At 31.3% G+C, this 22,544-nt stretch carries 21 protein-coding genes; 20 read left to right on the top strand and 1 reads right to left on the bottom strand.

The genetic code is table 11. The annotated features are described in order from the left end of the window. Position 1 precedes the first annotated feature (1 nt). The 4 genes from G4D72_RS00350 to G4D72_RS00365 all read left to right on the top strand — a co-directional run bounded on the left by G4D72_RS00350 (position 2) and on the right by G4D72_RS00365 (position 2,841). Positions 2-1,201 (top strand): ABC transporter permease, encoded by a 1,200-nt coding sequence (locus tag G4D72_RS00350; protein WP_166075592.1) that lies wholly within the window; start codon positions 2-4, stop codon positions 1,199-1,201. Beyond that, complete coding sequence (locus tag G4D72_RS00355) at positions 1,201-1,716, top strand: nuclear transport factor 2 family protein (protein ID WP_166076076.1); 516 nt, start codon at positions 1,201-1,203, stop codon at positions 1,714-1,716. Before G4D72_RS00350 ends, G4D72_RS00355 begins: the two co-directional genes overlap by 1 nt. 87 nt (positions 1,717-1,803) lie before the next feature. Then, on the top strand, positions 1,804-2,232 hold the full coding sequence (locus tag G4D72_RS00360) for a hypothetical protein (RefSeq protein ID WP_166075593.1): 429 nt from the start codon (positions 1,804-1,806) through the stop codon (positions 2,230-2,232). 18 nt (positions 2,233-2,250) lie between these two features. Next, positions 2,251-2,841, top strand: a complete 591-nt coding sequence (locus G4D72_RS00365) for a globin family protein (RefSeq protein ID WP_166075594.1) — start codon at positions 2,251-2,253, stop codon at positions 2,839-2,841. Between the two features lie 50 nt (positions 2,842-2,891). Here G4D72_RS00365 and G4D72_RS00370 read toward each other — a convergent pair whose 3' ends face one another. Next, on the bottom strand, positions 2,892-3,845 hold the full coding sequence (locus G4D72_RS00370; protein WP_166075595.1) for an NAD-dependent epimerase/dehydratase family protein: 954 nt from the start codon (positions 3,843-3,845) through the stop codon (positions 2,892-2,894). 427 nt (positions 3,846-4,272) lie between these two features. Here G4D72_RS00370 and G4D72_RS00375 point away from each other — a divergent pair, with 427 nt between their 5' ends. From G4D72_RS00375 to dut, 16 genes are all read left to right on the top strand, one after another. Beyond that, entirely contained in the window at positions 4,273-4,812 is a 540-nt protein-coding gene (locus G4D72_RS00375; protein ID WP_166075596.1) for a hypothetical protein, read from the top strand. 76 nt (positions 4,813-4,888) lie between these two features. Next, positions 4,889-8,242, top strand: a complete 3,354-nt coding sequence (mfd, locus tag G4D72_RS00380) for a transcription-repair coupling factor (RefSeq protein WP_166075597.1) — start codon at positions 4,889-4,891, stop codon at positions 8,240-8,242. A 100-nt stretch (positions 8,243-8,342) separates the two neighbouring features. After that, entirely contained in the window at positions 8,343-11,033 is a 2,691-nt protein-coding gene (gene porW, locus G4D72_RS00385) for a type IX secretion system periplasmic lipoprotein PorW/SprE (RefSeq protein ID WP_166075598.1), read from the top strand. A gap of 2 nt (positions 11,034-11,035) precedes the next feature. Continuing rightward, positions 11,036-11,392 (top strand): bactofilin family protein, encoded by a 357-nt coding sequence (locus G4D72_RS00390; RefSeq protein ID WP_166075599.1) that lies wholly within the window; start codon positions 11,036-11,038, stop codon positions 11,390-11,392. 33 nt (positions 11,393-11,425) lie between these two features. After that, positions 11,426-11,644, top strand: coding sequence for an AtpZ/AtpI family protein (locus G4D72_RS00395; RefSeq protein ID WP_166075600.1), 219 nt, complete (start codon positions 11,426-11,428; stop codon positions 11,642-11,644). Positions 11,645-12,028: 384 nt separating this feature from the next. Then, positions 12,029-13,174, top strand: a complete 1,146-nt coding sequence (atpB, locus tag G4D72_RS00400) for a F0F1 ATP synthase subunit A (RefSeq protein WP_166075601.1) — start codon at positions 12,029-12,031, stop codon at positions 13,172-13,174. A 37-nt stretch (positions 13,175-13,211) separates the two neighbouring features. Beyond that, positions 13,212-13,409, top strand: a complete 198-nt coding sequence (gene atpE, locus G4D72_RS00405) for an ATP synthase F0 subunit C (protein WP_014082777.1) — start codon at positions 13,212-13,214, stop codon at positions 13,407-13,409. Between the two features lie 80 nt (positions 13,410-13,489). After that, positions 13,490-13,990: a F0F1 ATP synthase subunit B gene (locus G4D72_RS00410; RefSeq protein ID WP_166075602.1), complete on the top strand. Its 501-nt coding sequence runs from the start codon at positions 13,490-13,492 to the stop codon at positions 13,988-13,990. 9 nt (positions 13,991-13,999) lie between these two features. Further along, positions 14,000-14,527 (top strand): ATP synthase F1 subunit delta, encoded by a 528-nt coding sequence (gene atpH, locus G4D72_RS00415; protein WP_166075603.1) that lies wholly within the window; start codon positions 14,000-14,002, stop codon positions 14,525-14,527. Between the two features lie 25 nt (positions 14,528-14,552). Next, positions 14,553-16,127, top strand: coding sequence for a F0F1 ATP synthase subunit alpha (atpA, locus tag G4D72_RS00420; RefSeq protein ID WP_166075604.1), 1,575 nt, complete (start codon positions 14,553-14,555; stop codon positions 16,125-16,127). Between the two features lie 78 nt (positions 16,128-16,205). Continuing rightward, the gene (gene atpG, locus G4D72_RS00425) at positions 16,206-17,063 is read left to right on the top strand and encodes an ATP synthase F1 subunit gamma (protein ID WP_166075605.1); all 858 of its coding nucleotides are present in this window, start codon (positions 16,206-16,208) and stop codon (positions 17,061-17,063) included. 186 nt (positions 17,064-17,249) lie between these two features. Beyond that, positions 17,250-19,595: a S9 family peptidase gene (locus G4D72_RS00430; protein ID WP_166075607.1), complete on the top strand. Its 2,346-nt coding sequence runs from the start codon at positions 17,250-17,252 to the stop codon at positions 19,593-19,595. Beyond that, entirely contained in the window at positions 19,595-20,020 is a 426-nt protein-coding gene (locus G4D72_RS00435) for a GNAT family N-acetyltransferase (RefSeq protein WP_166075608.1), read from the top strand. Before G4D72_RS00430 ends, G4D72_RS00435 begins: the two co-directional genes overlap by 1 nt. 2 nt (positions 20,021-20,022) lie before the next feature. Next, on the top strand, positions 20,023-20,463 hold the full coding sequence (locus tag G4D72_RS00440) for a hypothetical protein (RefSeq protein ID WP_166075609.1): 441 nt from the start codon (positions 20,023-20,025) through the stop codon (positions 20,461-20,463). Positions 20,464-20,492: 29 nt separating this feature from the next. Beyond that, a complete protein-coding gene (locus G4D72_RS00445) occupies positions 20,493-21,968 on the top strand; it encodes a lipopolysaccharide biosynthesis protein (RefSeq protein ID WP_166075610.1) in 1,476 nt (491 codons plus the stop codon). Positions 21,969-22,023: 55 nt separating this feature from the next. Next, positions 22,024-22,458, top strand: a complete 435-nt coding sequence (gene dut / locus G4D72_RS00450; protein ID WP_166075611.1) for a dUTP diphosphatase — start codon at positions 22,024-22,026, stop codon at positions 22,456-22,458. The last annotated feature ends 86 nt before the right edge of the window (positions 22,459-22,544 follow it).

The raw sequence follows: 22,544 nt of genomic DNA on the forward strand, positions 1-22,544 counted from the left end.
ATTGAATTTTCCGTTTTACATAGCCAAAAGATACGCTTTTAGTTTGTCTAAAACTACCGCAATAAATATTATTACTTTTATTGCATCTTTCGGAATTATTGTTGGAGCTATGGCACTTTTTGTAGTGCTTTCTGTATTTAGTGGCTTACGAGATTTTAGTTTGAGTTTCACTAATGCTACAGATCCAGATTTAAGAATTGAAACACTAAATGGTAAGTCTTTTTTCATTTCTGAATCTCAAGAAAATCAGTTAAAAACATCAAAAAATTTCACAAAATACACTAAAATTGTAGAAGAACGTGCGTTGTTTTACTATAAAAACAAGGAGCACATTGCCTATTTAAAAGGTGTTGATGCTAATTTCATTAAAGTCAACGGATTCGGTAAATTTTTATATGCTGGGAATTGGTTAGAACCAAATACCAATCAAGTAGTTGTAGGTTCTGGAATCTCTAGGAAATTAGCTTTAGGTCTTTTCGACTTCAATAATATATTAGAAGTATATGTTCCAAAACCTGGTTCGGGTATGATCGAAAATCCTGAAGACGACTTTAATAAAGCGCCATTACTGACATCTGGAATTTTTCAAGTTAGTGAAGATATTGATGAAAAATATATTTTTACTGGGATGCCCTTAGCGCAAAGTTTATTAAATTATAAACCCAATCAGTTAACGTATATTGATTTTAAATTGGCGCCAAATATTTCCGAATCAGATGCTATTGAAACTATTAATAAAATATTTCCCAATCAGGTAAAGGTTAAAAACAGAGCCCAATTGAACGACGCTTTGTATAAAATGCTAAATACGGAAAACATTGCAGTGTATCTTATTTTTACTTTAGTAATTATCATCGCTTTATTCAATCTAATTGGTGCGATTATTATGATGATTATTGAAAAGAAAAGCAATTTGAAAACGTTGTATAATTTAGGAACTGAAATTAAATATCTAAAAAATATTTTTTTATTTCAAGGAAATATCATATCTGTTTTTGGTGGAATATTGGGTTTGATTTTAGGGATTATTGTAGTGTTAATTCAACAACAATTTGAATTAATTATGATTACGCCAACACTAGCCTATCCAGTAGTTTTCGAAGCAAAAAATATTTTAATCGTACTGTTCACTATCGTGGTTTTAGGTTTTATTGCATCTAAAATAGCAAGTAGTACAGTATCTAAGAAGTTACTAGAATGATGAAAAAAGTAGTTTTTATATGTTTTGGATTGTTTTTACTTGGATGTAAATCTGTGCAACCAAAAAGTAGTGAAAAATCTAAATCAGAAATTAATTTTGTTTTGAATAATTGGCATCAAGCTGCTGCTGAAACGAATTTCAATAATTATTTCAATACTATGGCAGATGATGCGATTTTTATCGGAACGGATGCAACAGAAAACTGGAACAAACAAGAATTTATAAAATTTGCCAAACCTTTTTTTGATAAAGGGAAAGCATGGAATTTTACAGCTTTAGAAAGAAATATTTATTTTTCATCCGATTTGAAAACAGCTTGGTTTGATGAATTATTAAATACACAAATGAAAATATGTCGGGGAAGTGGCGTTTTAGTTCTTGATGAAAATGGGAATTGGAAAATCAAACAATATGTGTTGTCTATGACGATTCCTAATGAAAATACAAATGAAGTAGTTAAAATAAAATCTTTTCTCGAAGATCAACTTATAGAAAAACAAAAAAATAATAATTAAATCCCAGTTTTGGGATTTTTTTTTGTTTTAAAAAAAACCGTGTTTCAATTTTTCTCGTATATGATACTAAACTAATACGAAAAAATTATGAAGATTAACAAAAAAATTAAAATTATTCTGCTTTCCATATTCGGGATTGCCTTCTTGCTTTTTGCCATATTGGTGTATCATATTGCCAATGCCAGACCAATCGAAAATGCCACTATTCAAATTAGTCGCATAGATTTTGATAAACCTTTCGACTCCTTATCTACAGAAAAAGTAAAAAAACATTTATTATCTATTGATGGAGTGAAAAGCGACATTATTGTGAAAAATAACGTGGTTGTTTATTTTCATGATAACAGATTGGCAGATTCCAAAAAAGTTTTCAATCAATTGATGAAAAAAGACAATTATAAAGCGTCACGTTTTGTTTTACCTGCTAGTCTTGCCAATAAACAAGTATGTCCTGTTATACAAAAGGATGGACTTAGTTATAAGTTTACCAAATTCGTTCAATCTGTTTTTAATTAATCTTTAAATATTTTTACTATGACCAAATTTTCAAAATCATCGATTTTAGCCTTGTTTTTAGGTGCTTTATTGATGACATCATGTAATGATGATGACACAGTTGCTGCAACGCCAGAAAAACCTTCAATCTACGCGAGATTAGGTGGGACTACACTAGTAGCTGATCCAGACAATGCTGGACAAATGATTGAACAAGGTAGATTAAGCTACAGAAAAGTAGTTAACACTACTGTAGGCTTAATAGTAGCTGATGTACAAAACGGTGCTTCAGGAAACTTAGGCGCACATTTCGCACCAGTATTAGGTGAAGTTGGTGCAGGTAACACTACAAATTTAGGTATTTTAGTGGACAACTTAACTGACTTTTTCTCTTTCAATACAGGAGGAACAAATCCAGTTAACACGTATTCAGGATTAGACATGGTAAATGCTCACAACCCTGCAACAAACCCAAGAATGGGAGTGAAATCAACAAACGCAAACTACGATAAATTTGTAGGTTATGTTGGAGCAGCTGCTGTTCAAAATGGCGTACCAGCTAACTCAGAATTATTTACTGATGTAGTTGCGGTTTTAGAGTCTTTAAGAGCTCCAATCGTACAGCAATAAGTTTTATTAAAATGTAAGCAAAAGAAAAGCTACCCATTGGGTAGCTTTTTTTATTTGTAAATCGTTTCTTTTAAATTTTTAAACATATCAACCGTCATGTTTTCAATGTCGAAATCGTTTTTCCATCCCCAATCTGTTCTTGCAGCACTGTCATCAATACTCGCAGGCCAACTGTCGGCAATTTTCTGACGGAAATCTGGTTCGTAATTGATGGTAAAGTTCGGGTAATGTTTGGTAATTTCTTCAGCTAATTGTTTCGGTGTAAAACTCATTCCAGATAAATTATACGAAGAACGAATTTTAATGTTTTCAGCATCCGCTTGCATAATACTGATGGTTGCCTTAATAGCATCGTCCATATACATCATGGGTAACGCAGAATTTTCAGATAAAAAACTTGTAAACTTTCCATCTGTAATTGCTTTATGATAAATATCAACTGCGTAATCTGTAGTTCCGCCACCAGCTTCTGTACTCCAACTAATTAAACCTGGATATCTAATACTTCTAATATCAACACCATATTGATTGTGGTAATATTCTGCCCAGCGTTCACCAGTTTGTTTCGAAATTCCGTAAACCGTACTTGGTTCCATTACGGTGTATTGTGGCGTATTTTCTCTAGGAGTAGTTGGTCCGAAAACCGCAATACTTGAAGGCCAAAATATTTTTTTAATTTTCCCTGCTTTGGCTAAATTTAAAACATGAAACAAAGAATTCATGTTCAAATCCCAAGCAAAAGCTGGGTTTTTCTCGGCAGTTGCAGATAATAAAGCTGCCATTAAATAGACGTCAGTAATATGATATTTTTCGATTAGTTGCTCAATCTGATTGTAATCTAAAGCGTTTACTACTTCAAAAATGCCATTATTTACCACATCATTTTCTAATTTTCTAATGTCGGAAGCAATTACATTTTCAACGCCATAAGTAGCGCGTAATTTCGCAGTTAATTCTGTGCCAATTTGTCCACAAGCACCTATAATTAATATTTTGGTTTGCATAGATAGTAGTTTTGTTTCACAAAGATAAAATATTGACAATAATAACCCATTATTTTGACTGTTTTTTTCGAATTCCATAAAAAAATATCCTCATACTAATAGAATGTCTAAAGTTGCGAATTTTTGAATGAATTAGTTTTGTTTAAAATAATGGCATCGATTTTTAAAGTCAAATGATTCGAATTTAATTTTTTGGATAGTTAATTATTAATGAATTCGTAGCAAATTTTCCTATCAATAAAATAAGGAATTGAACTGTCTATATATTTAACGTATTTTTTTAAAAAATCCTATAAACATTTGTAAATTTGCAATTCACAATTTCAAAAAAATGAATTTTTTTAAAATACTTATACTATCTGTTTTTTGTAGTTTTTTGGTTTTTTCATGTAAAGATGAAAATGAGCAGCAACTTTTAATCGAAAAAATGGAAAAAAAAAGATTGGAATCTTTCAATCAAATAGATAAAGCTTGGGTGTTAAATGTTCCAGCTTCTAGTCCAGAGGTAAACATGGTTTTGAATTCATGGCAAGATTGGCAAAGTTTCGAACAAGAAATCAAACAAAAGCCTAAATCTACTATCAGTGCTTTTAAATTAAAAGTTTTAAATTTAGTTTCTAAATCCGATAGTTTGCATTTAAATGTGCCACCAAGATTTAATTTACCTCAAGTAAGAAGTAGAATAGTGGCGCTACAAACCAAAATTTTAGCCTTAGACACGTATTTTTCTTTAGATATTGTACCAGAAGATAAAGTGCAGAATTTAATAGCAGCTATCAACAAGGAAATTATAGCTTTTCATATGCAATGTGAGGAAATTATAGTAAAAAGTAACATTCCTACAGAAATTGGCGAGCCAAAAATTATTAGCATTAGCGATACTACTAGAAATGCAAAAGCTATAAATTTTGACGAGTTAGAGCAAAAAGATATATTAGAAAAAGATAAATCAAATAGTAAAAAGTAATTAGTAACAAGTAAATAGTTAAACATTTAACTTTCTGCTTTCGTACTTAATGACTTTTGGCTAAAAACTAAAAACATTGAGTAAATCAGAAATCCTTCAAAAATATCAGCAAAATCCTAAAATCGGACAAATTGCTGAATTTTTTGCGTCTCGTAAAAAAATAAATATTACCGGTTTAGTAGGTTCTTCCTTATCATTTGTTGTAGATGCCTTGTTTAAAAAATCGGAATTGCCTTTTTTATTGTTGTTTAATGATAAAGAGGAAGCCGCGTATCATTTAAACGATTTAGAAGCGCTTATAAACGATCAAGATGTCTTATTTTATCCAGGTTCTTTTAGAAGACCGTATCAGATTGAGGAAACGGATAATGCTAATGTTTTGTTACGTGCTGAAGTTTTAAATCGAATCAATTCTAGAAAAAAACCTGCCATAATTGTTTCGTATACAGATGCTATTTTCGAAAAAGTAGTAACCAGAAAAGAATTAGACAAAAACACGCTAAAAGTCCAAGTAAACGATAAATTATCTATCGATTTTATCAATGAAACGTTGTTCGAATATAATTTTAAACGTGTCGATTTTGTCTCAGAACCTGGTGAATTTTCAGTTCGTGGTGGAATTATTGACGTATTTTCTTTTTCAAATGATATTCCTTACAGAATAGAGTTTTTTGGTGATGAAGTCGACAGCATTCGAACCTTCGATATTGAAACCCAATTGTCGAAAGAGAAAGTGTCTAAAATTGCCATTATTCCAAATGTAGAAAATAAAGTTTTACAAGAAAAACGTGAAAATTTCTTGGATTACATTTCAGAAAAAACAGTACTTGTACTGCAAAATACAGAATCAACTGGAAGTAAATTAGACCGATTGTACGATAAAGCCAAAGAAGCCTATTCGAATTTAACATTAACCATCAATCATTCTAAACCAGAAGAATTATTTATCAATCAGGAAACCTTTTTAAAAAGAGCCTTAGATTTTTCGGTTATCGAATTAGATAAAAGTCCTGTTTTTAAATCGGAAAAAACATTCGAATTTTATACTCAACCCCAACCGTCGTTCAACAAACAATTCGATTTGTTGCTAAATAATTTGAATGATAATTACCATAACGGCATTAAAAACTTCTTGTTTTCTTCGAACGAAAATCAAGCCAAAAGATTCAAAGAAATTTTTAAAGATATTGATGAAGATGCCGCTAAAAATGTAAAAGATAAATACGAAACTATCGTTTTTCCATTGTTTTCTGGATTCATTGATGAAGAAATGCAAATTGCTTGTTATACCGATCATCAAATTTTTGAACGCTATCATAAGTTTTCTATCAAAAATAATGCTTCCAAAAAGCAAACGGTTACGTTAAAAGAATTAACGGCTTTGTCTATTGGCGATTATGTCACGCACATTGATCACGGAATTGGGAAATTCGGAGGCTTGCAAAAAATTCAAGTGGAAGGGAAAACACAAGAAGCGATAAAGTTGGTGTATGCCGATAATGATATTGTATACGTAAGTATTCATTCGCTTCATAAAATTTCAAAATATACGGGTAAAGATGGCGCGCCACCAAAAATATACAAATTAGGAAGTGGCGTTTGGAAAGCATTAAAACAAAAAACTAAAGCTCGAGTAAAACATATTGCATTCAATTTAATTCAATTGTATGCGAAACGTCGTTTGGATAAAGGCTATGCTTTTGGTCCGGATTCTTACATGCAAAAAGAATTAGAAAGTTCATTTATTTATGAAGATACTCCTGATCAAATTACCGCAACTCACGATGTGAAAATGGATATGGAAAACGACAGGCCAATGGACAGATTGGTTTGTGGTGATGTGGGTTTCGGAAAAACAGAAGTCGCCATTCGTGCCGCATTTAAAGCTGTTGATAACGGAAAACAAGTGGCTGTTTTAGTGCCAACAACTATTTTGGCCTATCAACATTATAGAACTTTTTCTGATAGACTAAAAGACATGCCTGTAACTGTAAGTTATTTGAATCGATTTAGAACGGCGAAACAAAAAGCGGATACTTTAAAAGATTTAGAAGAAGGAAAAGTGGATATCGTAATTGGAACCCATCAATTGGTGAATAAAAACGTAAAATTCCGCGATTTAGGTTTGCTAATTGTAGATGAAGAACAAAAATTTGGAGTAAACGTAAAAGACAAACTAAAAACGATTGCTGCCAACATCGACACTTTAACTTTAACAGCCACACCGATTCCAAGAACGCTACAGTTTTCGTTAATGGCAGCGCGAGATTTATCAGTAATTACAACGCCGCCGCCAAATAGGTATCCTATTGAAACGAACGTCATTCGCTTTAACGAAGAAACCATTCGTGATGCGATTTCATACGAGATTGAACGTGGTGGACAAGTGTTTTTTATCAATAATCGAATCGAAAATATTAAGGAAGTTGCTGGAATGATTCAGCGTTTGGTACCAAATGCCAAAGTCGGAATTGGACACGGACAAATGGATGGAAAAAAGTTAGAAGAATTGATGCTAGCTTTTATTGAAGGTGATTTTGATGTTTTAGTGGCGACAACCATTATCGAAAGTGGTTTAGATGTACCTAATGCGAATACTATTTTTATCAATAATGCCAATAATTTCGGATTGTCTGATTTGCATCAAATGCGTGGTCGAGTGGGAAGAAGTAATAAAAAAGCTTTTTGTTATTACATTACACCGCCAGATTCGGTAATGACAGATGATGCAAGAAAACGAATCAATGCTTTAGTGCAATTTTCAGATTTAGGAAGTGGTTTCAACATCGCCATGAAAGATTTAGAAATTCGTGGTGCTGGAGATTTATTGGGTGGAGAACAAAGTGGTTTCATTAATGAAATTGGTTTCGATACGTATCAAAAAATCATGAACGAAGCTATTGACGAATTAAAAGAAAACGAATTCGCCGATTTATACCAAGAAGAAAATGATATCGAAACCAAAGAGTTTGTAAAAGAATTTCAAATTGACACTGATTTCGAATTGCTGTTTCCAGATGAATATATTAATAACATTTCAGAACGATTAAGTTTGTATAACGAATTAGGTTCGGTTAAAAATATTGAAGAATTAGAGGCTTATGAACAAAGGTTAATTGACCGATTCGGACCGTTGCCAAAAGAAGCGGTTTCGTTATTAAATAGTGTTCGAATCAAATGGAAAGCCAAACAAATAGGTTTAGAAAGATTGATTCTAAAGCAAAACAAAATGGTTGGTTATTTTATTGGCGATCAACAATCTAATTTTTACCAAAGCAACCGATTTATGCATGTGATGAAATTCGCGCAACAAAACGGAAATTTATGTAAAGTAAAAGAAAAAGAAACCAAAAATGGATTGCGACTTTTAATTACATTCGAAAACGTAAAAAGTATCAACAAAGCTTTGGAATTAATTGAAATGATATAATCTTAAAAAGTTGTGACTATCTTTCAAAAAAAAAACTTATTTTTACACGTTTGCATACTAAATAACCAAATTTAAAGTTATTTATAAAAATCATAATACATTGAAAAAGAAAAATTTAAAATATATACTTTCTTTCGGGATAATAGCTATTCTTTTGGCTTGTTCGACAAAAAAAGACAGTTTTGTAAATAGAACTTGGCATACTAAAAACACAAAATATAATACGCTTTATAATGGTGATTTAGCTTTACAAAAAGGAATTTTAGATGTTAAAGCAACTTATTCTGACAATTTTTGGGAAGTGCTTCCTTTAGAAAGAATGCAAATTACAGAAGAAGAACAAAAACCAGGCGATACTAAAAATGCAAATTTTGAACGTGCTGAAACTAAAGCAACCAAAGCGATTCAAAAACATTCTATGAATATTGGTGGTTTTGAAAAAAACAGTCAAATTGATGAATCGTATTTAATGTTGGGTAAATCTAGATACTATGAGCACAGGTATTTACCAGCAATGGAAGCATTTAATTACATTTTGTACAAATATCCGAACAGCAATAATGTGTATCAAGCTCAAGTTTGGAGAGAAAAAGTAAATTTAAAATTAGAGAACGAACAATTAGCTATAAAAAATCTTAACCGAACTCTTAAAGGTCAAGTTAAAATTAAAGCCCAAGACTTGGCAGATGTGCATTCCGTATTGGCACAAGCTTACATTACTACAAATGTTTTGGATAGTGCAATAGCTTCTGTTAAAATTTCGAAAAAAGAAACTAAGTTAAAAGAAGAAAGAGCGCGTTATACTTTTATTTTAGCTCAGTTGTACGAGAAGTTAAATTATAAAGACAGCGCTTTCGTAGCGTATCAAGAAGTGATTGACATGAAGCGTAAATCGCCACGTAATTATACTATTTATGCACACTTACGACAAGCACTTCAATTCGATTTTGAAACGGGTGACACAATTGTTTTTCATAAAAAATTAGATAAATTATTAGAAAATATTGAAAACAAAACGTTTAGAGATGCAATTCATCATCAAAGAGCTGTTTTTTATGACAAAAAAGGGAATGATAATTTAGCCATTTCAAATTATAATAAATCGCTAAGAAACATGTCAACAGATAGGTATTTAGCAGCCTCAAATTACAGAAACATTTCTAGTATTTATTATAAGAATCAAAATTTTCATGCTTCAAAAAAGTATTTAGATTCTACTTTAATTCACTTGACTGAAAAGAGTAAAGAGTTTAAACCCTTAAAAAAGAAATTAGATATTTTAGCAGATGTAGTCAAATATCAAGACATTATAAAGCAAGCGGATAGTGTTATTGTGATATCAAAAATGTCATCATCGGATAAGGTGAAATATTTTCAAGATTATATTAATAGATTGAAAATTTCCGATTCTATTGCTGCTAAAAAAATCGTTGAAAATAAAATCGACATTGGTCAAAATTCAAATCCAAAAATGGATATGATGTCGCCGGATAAGCCAAATGAAAATATGTTATTGCCTCCTGGTCCTGGTGGTCCTCCTTCAGGTGGAAAATCTCAAGCCAAACAAGATGCAATTGCACCTCAAAAAATAAACGTACCAAGCACGCCAACCTTGCCAAGTGCCTCAATTCAAGCTAATACTGGCGGATTACAAAGTAGTTTTTATTTTTACAATCCCGCAACAGTTGCGCAAGGGAAATTAAATTTCAAGAAGAAATGGGGTGAAAAAGTACTTGGCGACAACTGGAAAATTTCTGGTAGTTCTAATCAAAATTCAGACAATATTACTTCTGGTGATGTAATAGAAGATGAAATTATTTCTACAAAAGAAGAAGGTGTAGCGCCAAAATATACAACTGCTTTTTATATAGAAAAATTACCAAAAGATGTAAAAGTTTTAGACAGTTTAACCCTTGAAGCTAATTATGCACGATTTCAACTAGGTTCTATTTTTAAAGAAAAGTTAAAAGAAAATAAATTAGCAATAACTTCTTTTGAAGATATTTTAGTAAACCAACCTGAAAGAAAATTAATTTTGCCAACGTATTATAATTTATACCAATTATATGACTTGGAGAAAGATGGGAAAGCAACTGTTTACAAACAAAAGATTATTTCAGAATATCCAGAAAGCCGATACGCATCTTCTTTTAACAATACAACTATAAATGCAGATGTAACGGCGGATTCTGAATTTAATGCTTTGTATGCTAAAATAGAAAAAGGCTTGTTTAGGGAAGCTAATGCTGAGGTTGATGCCTTAGTTCAAAAGTATGATGGCGACGAATTGAATGCAAAATTTGATGTGTTAAAAGCGAAAATTTCAGCACGTTTATTTGGACTTTCAGCCTACAAAATAGCATTGCAAAAAGTGGTTAAAAATTATCCAAAAGGAGAAGAAACAAAAAAAATTGAAGCGATTTTGGCTACAGATATTCCAGCATTAGAAGCATTGGATTTTGGATCTCCTGCTAAAAGTTTTAATTTGGTTTTTGTTACGAATTATCCAAATGAAAGTACGCATAAAAATTTATTGGATAAATTAAATAAATATGCTAAAGAATCAGGTGATGTTAAAATAAAAGTCTCCAATGATATTTATAATGTAGATAAAAACATGATAGTTTTACACGGAATTATAAATAAAATGACAGCAGAATCAATTGTTAATTACCTAAAAGAACACAAAGATTACAAGTTAAAAGACTTGCCAATAATTATTTCTAATGAAGATTATAAAGTGGTGCAAGTAAAGAAAAACTTAGAGGAATATTTAGCTAAAATCAAGTAAAAATGCTAGATAAAAAACAAAAATCAGAGTACGATTTATTAGGAAAAACAAACCGAATAGTAGAACAAACTACAATTCTTGGTAATATTGTTTGTGCTGCCGATTTTCGCCTAGATGGTGAATTAATTGGAGACATTACATGTAAAGGAAAAATTGTTTTAGGTCCGAAAAGTAAAGTGCAAGGAAATATTACTTGCAAAAATATTGATATTGAAGGTAAATTTAACGGCAAACTAGTAGTTGAAGAATTACTTGGGATTAAAAAAACGGCTAAAATTTCTGGCGAAGTAACAGTTGGAAAATTAGCCATCGAACCAGGTGCGATTTTTGAAGCAAGTTGTGAAATGAAATCGAAGTAAATTTTAAATTTATTTTAAAATACTTAAAGTTGTATGGCGAAGAAACCCATAAATCATTGGTTGCAGCTAATAAGTATTCCTTTTCAAATGGGGAGTATTATTTTTATATTTGCGAAAATAGGGATGTATGTAGATGAACAATATCCAAACGAATCTAATCTTTGGTTTCTAGTTTTAACCTTATTGGGTGTAGCGCTTTCACTTTATAACGTAATTCGACAAGTAAATCAAATCAATTCTAAAACTAAATAAGCATGTTTTATCTACTCAGTTTTCTTTTTCTTGCAGCAACAACAGTCTTCAATTTGATTTTTCTGTCTAAATTGAATTTAGCCAAAAATGATAATTTAGGTTTTTGGTTTATTTTTTTTATTACTTTAAAAATGGTGTTTTTTTACTTATTTTTAGTGTATTTCCTTCAGGTTCAATATGTATTTGATTTTAATTCAAAATTATTTGTTTGTGCTATATACATGTTTTTCCTTATTTTGGAAGTTTATTACGTGTCAAAATTATTGAAAAATCAAAATTAAGCGTTTAAATTAAAAATTATTAAAAAAAAATTATTTTGAATCTTGTAATATTAATAAAAATTGTACTTTTGCAAAAAATTAAACAATAAAATCTAATAATCAAATGGTGATTTCCAACAAGCCACTGAATTTATTTTTAGCTATAGTAATTTTAACTATGCCTTTTCTTGGTTTCTCAAATGCAGAGAAAGATAGTCTTACAGTTGAAAAACATGCAGCAGAAGCTGGTCATGCGGCAACTGAACACAAGGTTGAAGGAGCTGTAAAAACAAAAGATGCTGTAAATGCTTACATTGAACATCACTTACAAGATTCTTATGATTTTAATTTTTTCTCAGATGGAGAAAAAGGTGTGCATTATGGATTTTCATTACCTATTATATTATGGGATAATGGTTTGAAGGTTTTTTCTTCTTCTCAATTCCATAATGATAAGGAGGTAGCTAATGTAGACGGTACATTCTACAAGTTACACCACGGTAAAATTTATGTTTCAGATGCAGAAGGCTCTTTAGCCCTTGACGGTCATGATCATCCAACAAATGTGAAGCCATTAGATTTTTCAATAACAAAGAATGTTGTGTCAATGCTTTTTGCTGCTTTTCTAGTTTTCTTTATGTTTACTAGCTTAGCAAAAGCATATAAAAAGAATGGTGGTTTGCCTTCAGGTTTCGGTCGTGTTTTAGAGCCGCTTATCATTTTTATCAGAGATGAAATTGCTATTCCGAATATTGGTGAAAAAAAATATAGAAAGTTTATGGGTTATTTGTTAACTGTATTCTTTTTTATTTGGATTTTAAACTTATTAGGAATGACTCCGCTAGGAATTAATGTTACTGGAAATATTGCTGTAACGGTTTGTTTGGCTTTATTTACATTTTTAATTACTCAATTTAGTGCTAACAAAGACTATTGGAAACATATTTTCTGGATGCCAGGAGTTCCTGTTCCAATGAAAATCATTTTAATGCCTATTGAATTATTAGGAACACTAACTAAGCCTTTCGCATTATTGATACGTTTATTTGCAAATATTACAGCGGGCCACGTTGTAATTATGAGTTTAATTGCTATGATATTCGTGGGTAAAAATTTAGCTTCTGATATGCCGATTTCAATTGGTTTAACTTTGTTTATTTCAATTATTGAGATTTTAGTAGCTTTCTTACAAGCCTTTATTTTTACTATGTTGTCTTCATTATTTATTGGGATGGCAGTTCAAGATCACGATCATGATGATCACCATTAATCAAATTTAATTCAAGTTTAATTTTAATATATATATTATGAACATTCCAATGTTAGTAGGTGCAGGTTTAGTAGTAATCGGTGCTGGTTTAGGTTTAGGTAAAATCGGTGGTTCTGCAATGGATGCAATTGCTCGTCAGCCAGAAGCTGCAGGTAAAATCCAAACTGCAATGATTATTATTGCTGCATTATTAGAAGGTTTAGCATTCGCTGCTTTAATCTTAGGTAAAGCTTAATTAAAAAGAACAAAACCTGTAACGGTTGGTTGCAGGTTTGTTTTATTCAAAAATTAAATTAATATCAACTCAAATATAAAATGGATAAGTTAATTAACGATTTTTCATTCGGATTATTTTTCTGGCAAGCAATAATTTTAGTAGTTTTAATACTTCTTTTAGTTAAATTTGCTTGGAAACCAATCATGACTACTATCACAGAACGTGAAGAAGGTATTAAAGATGCTTTACTTTCTGCGGAAAACGCAAAGAAAGAAATGATGGCTTTAAAATCTGATAATCAAAAATTATTAGATGAAGCTCGTGCTGAAAGAGATGCTATGATTAAAGAAGCTACTGCTATCAAAGATAAAATGATTGCAGACGCTAAGGAAGATGCGCAAGCTCAAGGTGCAAAAATGATTGAACAAGCGAAAGCAACAATCGAAAGCGAAAAAAATAATGCAGTTGCTGAAATTAAAAATCAAGTTTCTTCTTTATCTTTAGAAATCGCTGAGAAATTATTAAAAGAAGAATTATCTAACACTGAATCTCAAACTAAATTAGTAGAGAAAATGTTAGCTGATGTTAAATTAAACTAATCTTAAGTTATGTCAAGAGCTGCGATTAGATACGCAAAAGCAATATTAGATATCGCTACAGAAAGTAATACTACTTCTGCCGTAAATAACGATATGAAAACTATTGTTACTGCAATCAATGAAAGTGAAGAGTTAAAAGACTTTTTATCTAACCCAATTGTGAATGATGCAGTAAAAATGAACGCTTTAAGCGAAATATTTCCATCATTGCAAACTGAAACTAAAGGTTTGTTTCAACTGTTATTAGCCAACAAAAGATTTGAAATTTTAGGTGCTATTGCCCTACAATTTAATAATTTATTTGATCTAAAAAGTGGTGTAGAACAAGCTGTAGTAACTACTGCTGTTCCTTTAACTGCCGAATTAGAAGCTCAAGTTTTGAATAAGTTAAAAGAGTTTTCTTCTAATTCTATATCAATAACTAACATAATAGACGCTTCAATTATTGGTGGTTTTGTAATAAGAATTGGAGACAAACAATATAATGCATCTGTTGCTAATAAATTACAACAGTTAAAAAGAGAATTTACATATTAAATAAATACCATTAAATATATATAAAATGGCAGAAATTAAACCAGCTGAAATTTCAGCAATATTAAAGAAACAATTATCAGATTTTCAATCTGGTGCTACGTTAGAAGAAGTAGGTACTGTACTACAAGTTGGTGATGGTATTGCTCGTGTATATGGTTTATCAAATGCTCAATACGGAGAGTTAGTTCAATTCGACAACGGATTAGAAGCTATCGTATTGAACTTAGAAGAAGACAATGTTGGTGTGGTTTTATTAGGACCATCAACAGGTATCAAAGAAGGTTCTAACGTAAAAAGAACTAACAGAATTGCTTCTTTAAAAGTTGGTGAACAAATGGTTGGCCGTGTGGTTGACACATTAGGTAACCCAATAGATGGTAAAGGACCAATCGGTGGTGAATTATATGAAATGCCTTTAGAGCGTAAAGCACCTGGAGTTATTTTCCGTCAACCAGTAACTGAACCATTACAAACTGGTATCAAAGCTATCGACGCCATGATTCCTGTAGGACGTGGACAACGTGAGTTAGTAATTGGTGACCGTCAAACTGGTAAATCATCAGTTTGTTTAGATACTATCTTAAATCAAAAAGAATTTTACGATGCTGGTCAACCAGTATTCTGTATATATGTAGCCATCGGACAAAAAGCGTCTACAGTTGCTGCTATCGCAAAAACATTAGAAGAAAAAGGTGCTTTAGCTTACACAGTTATTGTAGCAGCTAATGCTTCTGATCCAGCTCCAATGCAAGTATATGCTCCTATGGCTGGTGCTGCAATTGGAGAATATTTCCGTGATTCAGGTCGTCCTGCTTTAATTATTTATGATGATTTATCTAAGCAAGCAGTTGCTTACCGTGAAGTATCTTTATTATTAAGAAGACCTCCAGGTCGTGAGGCATACCCAGGAGACGTTTTCTACTTACACTCTCGTTTATTAGAAAGAGCATGTAAAGTAATTAACGATGATGAAATTGCTAAAAACATGAATGATTTACCAGATTCTTTAAAAGGAATTGTAAAAGGTGGTGGTTCATTAACAGCTTTACCAATTATCGAAACACAAGCGGGTGACGTTTCTGCTTATATCCCAACAAACGTAATTTCGATTACTGACGGTCAAATCTTCTTAGATGGAGATTTATTCAACTCTGGAGTTCGTCCTGCAATTAACGTTGGTATTTCTGTATCTCGTGTTGGAGGTAACGCGCAAATCAAATCAATGAAAAAAGTATCTGGTACATTAAAATTAGACCAAGCACAATTCCGTGAATTAGAAGCTTTCGCGAAATTTGGATCTGACTTAGATGCAGTTACTTTAAACGTAATTGAAAAAGGGAAACGTAACGTGGAAATCTTAAAACAAGGTTTAAATGATCCGTTTGCTGTTGAAAACCAAGTAGCAATTATTTATGCTGGAACTAAAAACTTATTAAGAAATGTTCCTGTAAATAAAGTTAAAGAATTTGAAAAAGATTATATTCAATTCTTAAACTTAAAACATAGAGATGTTTTAGATGCACTAAAGGCAGGTAAATTTGATGACAACATCACAAATGTATTAGAAGCTGCTGCAAAAGAAATTTCTGCAAAATACTAATTAATTTTCGATTAGCCAATGTGCCCATTAGTCAACTAATTGGCACATTGATAATTGTCAAATTGACACATTAATAAAATGGCAAACTTAAAAGAAATACGTAATAGAATTGTATCTGTATCGTCAACGATGCAAATCACTTCTGCTATGAAAATGGTTTCGGCTGCTAAATTAAAAAAAGCACAAGATGCTATTACTGCAATGCGACCTTATTCAGAAAAATTAACAGAGTTAATTCAAAGTTTAAGTGCTTCTTTAGAAGGTGATGTAGCTGCTGAATATACAACTCAAAGAGAAGTAAAAAAAGTTTTAGTAGTAGCAATTACGTCAAACAGAGGTTTGTGTGGTGCTTTAAATTCAAATGTATTAAAACAAGTTAAAGTTTTAACTGAAAAATACGGTCACGATAATGTTGGTATTTTTGCCATTGGTAAAAAAGCTAATGATGGTTTACACAAAACCAATTATGTAATTGCCAACAGAAGTGATATTTTCGACGATTTAACTTTTGACAATACTGCTGATATAGCGCAATCATTAACACATTTATTTTTAGATGGTGAGTATGACAAAATCGAATTAGTGTACAACCAGTTTGTAAATGCAGCTACTCAAATAGTTGTTAACGAACAGTTTTTACCTTTAGCACCAATTAAAGGAGGTAGCACTAATTCATCAGATTATATTTTCGAACCATCAAAAGAGGAAATTGTTTTAGAATTAATACCAAAATCATTAAAAACTCAATTGTACAAAGCAGTTAGAGATTCTTTCGCTGCAGAACACGGTGCTCGTATGACAGCTATGCACAAAGCAACTGACAACGCAACTGATTTAAGAAACCAATTGAAGTTAACCTATAACAAAGCACGTCAAGCTGCAATTACTGGAGAAATCTTAGAAATTGTAGGTGGTGCTGAAGCCTTGAATAATTAATATTCTTAATTAAAGTTAATTTTTATATAAACTAAAAGTCTCAATTTATTGAGGCTTTTTTTTTGATATAAATTCTACTATTTAAAGAGATACAATTTCAAATTTTGTTTCAGTAATTCAAAAATCCTTGTTAATCTGTATAAATCTTGGCAAAAAAAAATTATATATTTGTATAAACTGATAAACATGAAAAACATTCTTACCGCTTCTCTTTTACTATTTTCTTTCTTTTTATTTTCGCAGTCTCTTCAACTTGAAGAAATCATGAAAGGAAATGAATTTATTGGTCAACAACCTTCAAATCAACGTTGGTCTGTTGATGGAAAAACAATTTATTTCGATTGGAATCCGAAAAACGAATTAGGTGATCAAACTTATTATTGGCAACCAGGTTTTTCAGAACCGAAGCTTTTGCCAAAATCAGAATTTCAATTCTCAGACATTCAGTTTCAAGGACAAGATAAATTTGAAATCGTTTATTATACCAATCAAGGTGCTTTGTTTTCGTATAATAAAAAGACAAGAGAAAATAAAATCATATATCAAACTACTTCAACTATTAACGCCATTCAAAGAAGTGTCAATCCTGATGTGATTTTTTTTCAACAAAATAGAAATATTTATCAGTTGAATGTAATGAATTTCCAATTGGTGCAATTAACTAATTTCAAAAACGGAACAGCTTCTACTGATAAATCAAATGAAAATTTTCTAACTTCTCAACAAAAAGAATTATTTCTTTATGTAAATGAAGAAAATGCGAAATCGGATTGGAATAAAAAACAATCAGAAGCTAATAAACTAAAATTCCCCTCTGAAATCTTTTATGGTTCGAATACTTTAGAAGCAGTAAAAATCAATCCAAATGGTAAATATGTAACTTATAGAGTATCAGAATATCCCACTACAAAAGATACTAAAGTAGAAAATTTTATTACTGCTGACGGTTATACAAAAAATAAATCTGCACGTGAAAAAGTATCTGTTAATAATCTTAGTAAACACAAAATGTTTGTATACAATGTCGCAAAAGATACTATACTGCAAGTTTCGTTTTCAAAGTTAACAGGTATTAAAACTTTTCCTAAGTATTATCAAGAATATGATAATTTAAAAGAGTTGGAACCAGTTGAAAAACCGATAACCATGCAAGCACCTATATACAATGCATCAGGAAACTTAGCGGTTTTTGAAGCCAGAAGTCTTGATAATAAAGACCGTTGGATTATTCAATTGAATTTAGAAACTGCTACAATTACAGAGTTAGACTATCAACATGATGAAGCATGGATTGGTGGGCCAGGTATTCCAGGTTATAATTTCGGAAACGGGACATTAGGTTTTTTAGCAGATAATAAAACCATTTATTTTCAATCGGAAGCTACTGGTTTTTCTCATTTGTATACTTTAAATTTAGAAACCAAAAAGAAAACACAACTAACATCGGGTAAATGGGAAGTTCGTGAGGTGCTTTTATCGAATTTAAGTAATGCTTTTTATATTACAACTACAGAAACACATCCTGGTAATCGATCGTTTTACAAATTGGATATTCAGTCAGGTAAAAAAACACCTATTTTAACGAAAGACGGTGCTTTTGAAGTAGAGCTGTCTCCAGATGAAACGAAATTGGCAATTCGTTATTCTTACATCAACAAACCCTGGGAAGTGTATGTAGCAGATAATAAACCTAATCCATCATTAAAACAAATTACATTTTCAACTTATAATGAATTCAAAAAGTACAATTGGAAAACACCAGAAGTAATTTCCTTTAAAGCTGCAGACGGAACGGATGTTTATGCCAGAGTATATAATCCGAAAACTGAAAATAAAAATAAAGCGGCTATCATTTTCGTACACGGTGCGGGATATTTACAAAATGCACATAAGTATTGGAGTACTTATCATAGAGAATATATGTTTCATAACTTGTTATCTGATTTAGGGTACACGGTTTTGGATATAGATTACAGAGCAAGTGATGGTTACGGTAGAGATTTTAGAACAGGAATTTACCGACATATGGGTGGTTTAGATTTATCAGATCAGTTAGATGGAAAAAAATATCTTGTCGAAAAATTAGGAATTGATGCAAATAGAGTTGGAATTTACGGAGGTTCGTATGGTGGATTTATCACTTTAATGGGATTATTAACCAAACCTGGAGAATTTAAAGCTGGTGCAGCATTGCGCTCGGTAACCGATTGGGCACATTACAATCAAGGTTACACCGCAAATATTCTGAATTTTCCTGAAACAGATGCCAAAGCTTACCAAAAAAGTTCTCCGATTTATTTCGCTGATAATTTACAAGACAAATTATTAATGTTGCACGGAATGGTAGACGATAATGTGCAATTTCAAGATATCATAAGAATCACTCAGCGCTTTATAGAATTAGGTAAAAAAGATTGGGATTTAGCTGTATTTCCAGTTGAAGCTCATGGTTTCCAAAAATCGTATTCTTGGACAGACGAATACCGAAGAATTTTAGAATTATTTAATGAAAACTTATTAGGTAAGAAGTAATGGAAATACATACATTAACTCAAAAAACAGAAATGTTAGCGCAATTTCCAATTATCAAGGAGTTATATCCTGATTATACCCTTGAAAAATATAGCACGCTTTTAGATGAAATAGTTAAAGGAAATTATAGTCAAATTATCGTTACTGAAAACAACGAAACAATTGCTTTAACTGGAGTTTGGATTGGAACAAAATTATGGTGCGATAAGTATGTAGAAATTGATAATTTTATAGTTGCGGCAGCTTACAGAGGAAAAAAAATAGGGAATTTATTAATTAATGAAGTCAATAAAATCGCTAAAACCGTAGGCGCAACACAAATTTGTTTAGATGCTTATACGAACAATTTTACAGCAGGAAAGTTTTATATTAATCAAGGTTTTGTTCCTAAAGGTTTTCATTTTGTTAAATTTTTAAATCCGTAATTATGAAGGTAATTGCATTAGTTTTAGTTGCTTTTTTTAACTTAAATAGCTGTACAACAGGTAAAATAAATCAAGATAAAAAACAGTACATAGAAAAAATTACCTATCAAAATTGGGTAGGTGGAGTTAAGGGAGCTGGAGGCGGAACCATTTTAGATATTACCTTATTGAAGAGTTTACCATCTAATATGGAATTGATAAAAATTCAATTTCAAAACAGAGAGGAAACCATAATGAAAGTGAACGATTTATCTTATCAAGCTTCCATTAAAACATTCGATAATAAAGAAGAAACCATTCCAACTCCAACAATTAAAACAGATTTGAAACCGAATCAAGCAAAGGTGTTTTTTAAAATAGACGGTAAAGAAAGTTTCCTTATTATCGATAATATAAAAGAAATTCCAATGTTAGCTTACCCTACAATTAATAAAAGAAATTAACTATTTTTGTTACCACTAAAAATTACAAATTGAGCGCCAAAAAAAGCCTTTTAAAACAAACTCTAATTTACGGAATAGCTACTGTATTACCTCGTGTTATCAGTTTCTTGTTGGTTGGTTTACACACAAATTACATGCCTAAAACTGAAATGTATGGAGAGGTTACAATTTTGTATGCTTATATGATATTTTTTAACATTGTGTTGTCTTACGGAATGGAAACTGCCTTTTTCAGATTTTATCATAAAGAAGAAAATAAAAAGGAAGTAATTAGTACAGCAACTGTTTCTATATTTTGGAGTACGATATTATTTTTGTGTATCACACTTTTATTTCAAAAAACATTAGCCGGATTGTTAAATGTAGATAAAGAATATGTAAACTACGCCATTTGGATTTTAGCTTTAGATGCTTTAGTAATTATTCCTTTCTCAAAGCTTCGTGCCGAACAAAAACCAATTAAATATTCTGTTTTTAAAATTTCAAATGTCATTATTAATATGTTGCTGAACGTATTTTTATTGGCTATTTTACCGAATTTAGCGCTAACTAATCCGCAAGGATTTTGGAGTACTTTTTATTTTGAAGATTACCAAATTGGCTATGTTTTCTTAGCAAATTTAATTGCAAGTTTGTTTACTTTTATCTTATTCATGCCACATTATTTTCGGCCTAATTGGTTGTTTAATAAAGTACTATGGCAACAAATGCTTACATACGGTTGGCCTATTTTATTCGCAGGTTTAGCTTTTGGAATCAATGAGCATTTAGATAAAATATTACTTTCAGAATGGTTAGATCCTGAAACGGCAAAAGCAGCTGTTGGAGCTTATTCAGCGTGTTATAAAATCGGATTGTTTATGGTTTTATTCAGAACTGCCTATACACTAGGAATCGAACCGTTTTTCTTCAGTCAAGCTGGAAATGCAAATGCACCACAAACGTATGCCACCATTACGAAATATTTTGTGATTTTAGGTTCATTGATTTTATTAGTAGTTATTGTTTTTGCAGATATTATAAAATTCTTTTTAGTACGACAGCCTGAATACTGGGAAGCTATGAAAATTGTCCCGTTAATTATTATTGCCAATTTCTTTTTAGGAATTTATACAAGTTTATCCGTTTGGTACAAGTTAATTGATAAAACCATCATTGGTGCTTACATTTCTGTAATTGGCGCCATAATTACGCTAAGTTTAAACTATGTTTTAATAGTAACATTCAACATGAGTTACTTAGGATCTGCTATTGCAACCATTTGCGCTTATGGAAGTATGATGGTAATTTCGTATTATTTAGGAAGAGAAAAATATCCCATTCCTTTTGAAATGAAAAAGATACTAACCTACCTTTTCGCTTCGATACTTTTAGCTTGTATTTCCTTTTATGTAAACGTTTTAAGAGAAACTTTCGTATTCGGAATTCTTGCAATCATTGGGTTTAGTTATTATATTTACAAAAATGAAAAAGAAGTAATTTTAAAAATTATTAAGCGAAAATAAAATCGTGCGAACTTTTCCAAAAACCTTCGCAACTTTGCGGTAAAACAATATAAAAATGCAAATAAAAATCATCAATAAATCGCAACATCCTTTACCAAACTATGAAACAAACGCTTCAGCTGGAATGGATTTACGTGCCAATTTAACCGAATCAGTAACTTTAAAACCATTAGAAAGAACGCTAGTAAAAACCGGGCTTTTTATAGAATTACCAATTGGTTACGAAGCACAAGTTCGACCAAGAAGCGGTTTAGCCTTTAAAAAAGGAATTACGGTTTTAAATTCACCAGGAACTGTTGATGCCGATTATCGTGGTGAAATTGGAGTAATTTTAGTAAATTTATCCAATGAAGATTTTATCATCGAAAATGGTGAAAGAATTGCCCAACTAATTATTGCCAAACATGAACGTGCTGAATGGCAAGAAGCTATAGAATTAACCGAAACCTCAAGAGGTGAAGGTGGATTTGGTAGTACGGGAATTAAATAAAGCCCCCTAACCCCCAAAGGGGGAACCGACAAGATTGCAGAAAAATAGAAAGTTGAATTAATAAAATCCTATTTACCCCTAATAGG

This window comes from Flavobacterium difficile, from assembly GCF_011392115.1.
Lineage (GTDB): Bacteria > Bacteroidota > Bacteroidia > Flavobacteriales > Flavobacteriaceae > Flavobacterium > Flavobacterium difficile.

Bases quoted from the DNA above. Each gene is read 5' to 3' on its own strand.
- G4D72_RS00355 (WP_166076076.1), top strand. From the start codon at position 1,201: ATGAAAAAAGTAGTTTTTATATGTTTTGGATTGTTTTTACTTGGATGT.
- G4D72_RS00360 (WP_166075593.1), top strand. From the start codon at position 1,804: ATGAAGATTAACAAAAAAATTAAAATTATTCTGCTTTCCATATTCGGG.
- G4D72_RS00365 (WP_166075594.1), top strand. From the start codon at position 2,251: ATGACCAAATTTTCAAAATCATCGATTTTAGCCTTGTTTTTAGGTGCT.
- G4D72_RS00370 (WP_166075595.1), bottom strand. From the start codon at position 3,845: ATGCAAACCAAAATATTAATTATAGGTGCTTGTGGACAAATTGGCACA.
- G4D72_RS00375 (WP_166075596.1), top strand. From the start codon at position 4,273: ATGGAAAAAAAAAGATTGGAATCTTTCAATCAAATAGATAAAGCTTGG.
- G4D72_RS00390 (WP_166075599.1), top strand. From the start codon at position 11,036: ATGCTAGATAAAAAACAAAAATCAGAGTACGATTTATTAGGAAAAACA.
- G4D72_RS00395 (WP_166075600.1), top strand. From the start codon at position 11,426: ATGGCGAAGAAACCCATAAATCATTGGTTGCAGCTAATAAGTATTCCT.
- atpB (WP_166075601.1), top strand. From the start codon at position 12,029: ATGGTGATTTCCAACAAGCCACTGAATTTATTTTTAGCTATAGTAATT.
- atpE (WP_014082777.1), top strand. From the start codon at position 13,212: ATGAACATTCCAATGTTAGTAGGTGCAGGTTTAGTAGTAATCGGTGCT.
- G4D72_RS00410 (WP_166075602.1), top strand. From the start codon at position 13,490: ATGGATAAGTTAATTAACGATTTTTCATTCGGATTATTTTTCTGGCAA.
- atpH (WP_166075603.1), top strand. From the start codon at position 14,000: ATGTCAAGAGCTGCGATTAGATACGCAAAAGCAATATTAGATATCGCT.
- atpA (WP_166075604.1), top strand. From the start codon at position 14,553: ATGGCAGAAATTAAACCAGCTGAAATTTCAGCAATATTAAAGAAACAA.
- atpG (WP_166075605.1), top strand. From the start codon at position 16,206: ATGGCAAACTTAAAAGAAATACGTAATAGAATTGTATCTGTATCGTCA.
- G4D72_RS00430 (WP_166075607.1), top strand. From the start codon at position 17,250: ATGAAAAACATTCTTACCGCTTCTCTTTTACTATTTTCTTTCTTTTTA.
- G4D72_RS00435 (WP_166075608.1), top strand. From the start codon at position 19,595: ATGGAAATACATACATTAACTCAAAAAACAGAAATGTTAGCGCAATTT.
- G4D72_RS00440 (WP_166075609.1), top strand. From the start codon at position 20,023: ATGAAGGTAATTGCATTAGTTTTAGTTGCTTTTTTTAACTTAAATAGC.
- dut (WP_166075611.1), top strand. From the start codon at position 22,024: ATGCAAATAAAAATCATCAATAAATCGCAACATCCTTTACCAAACTAT.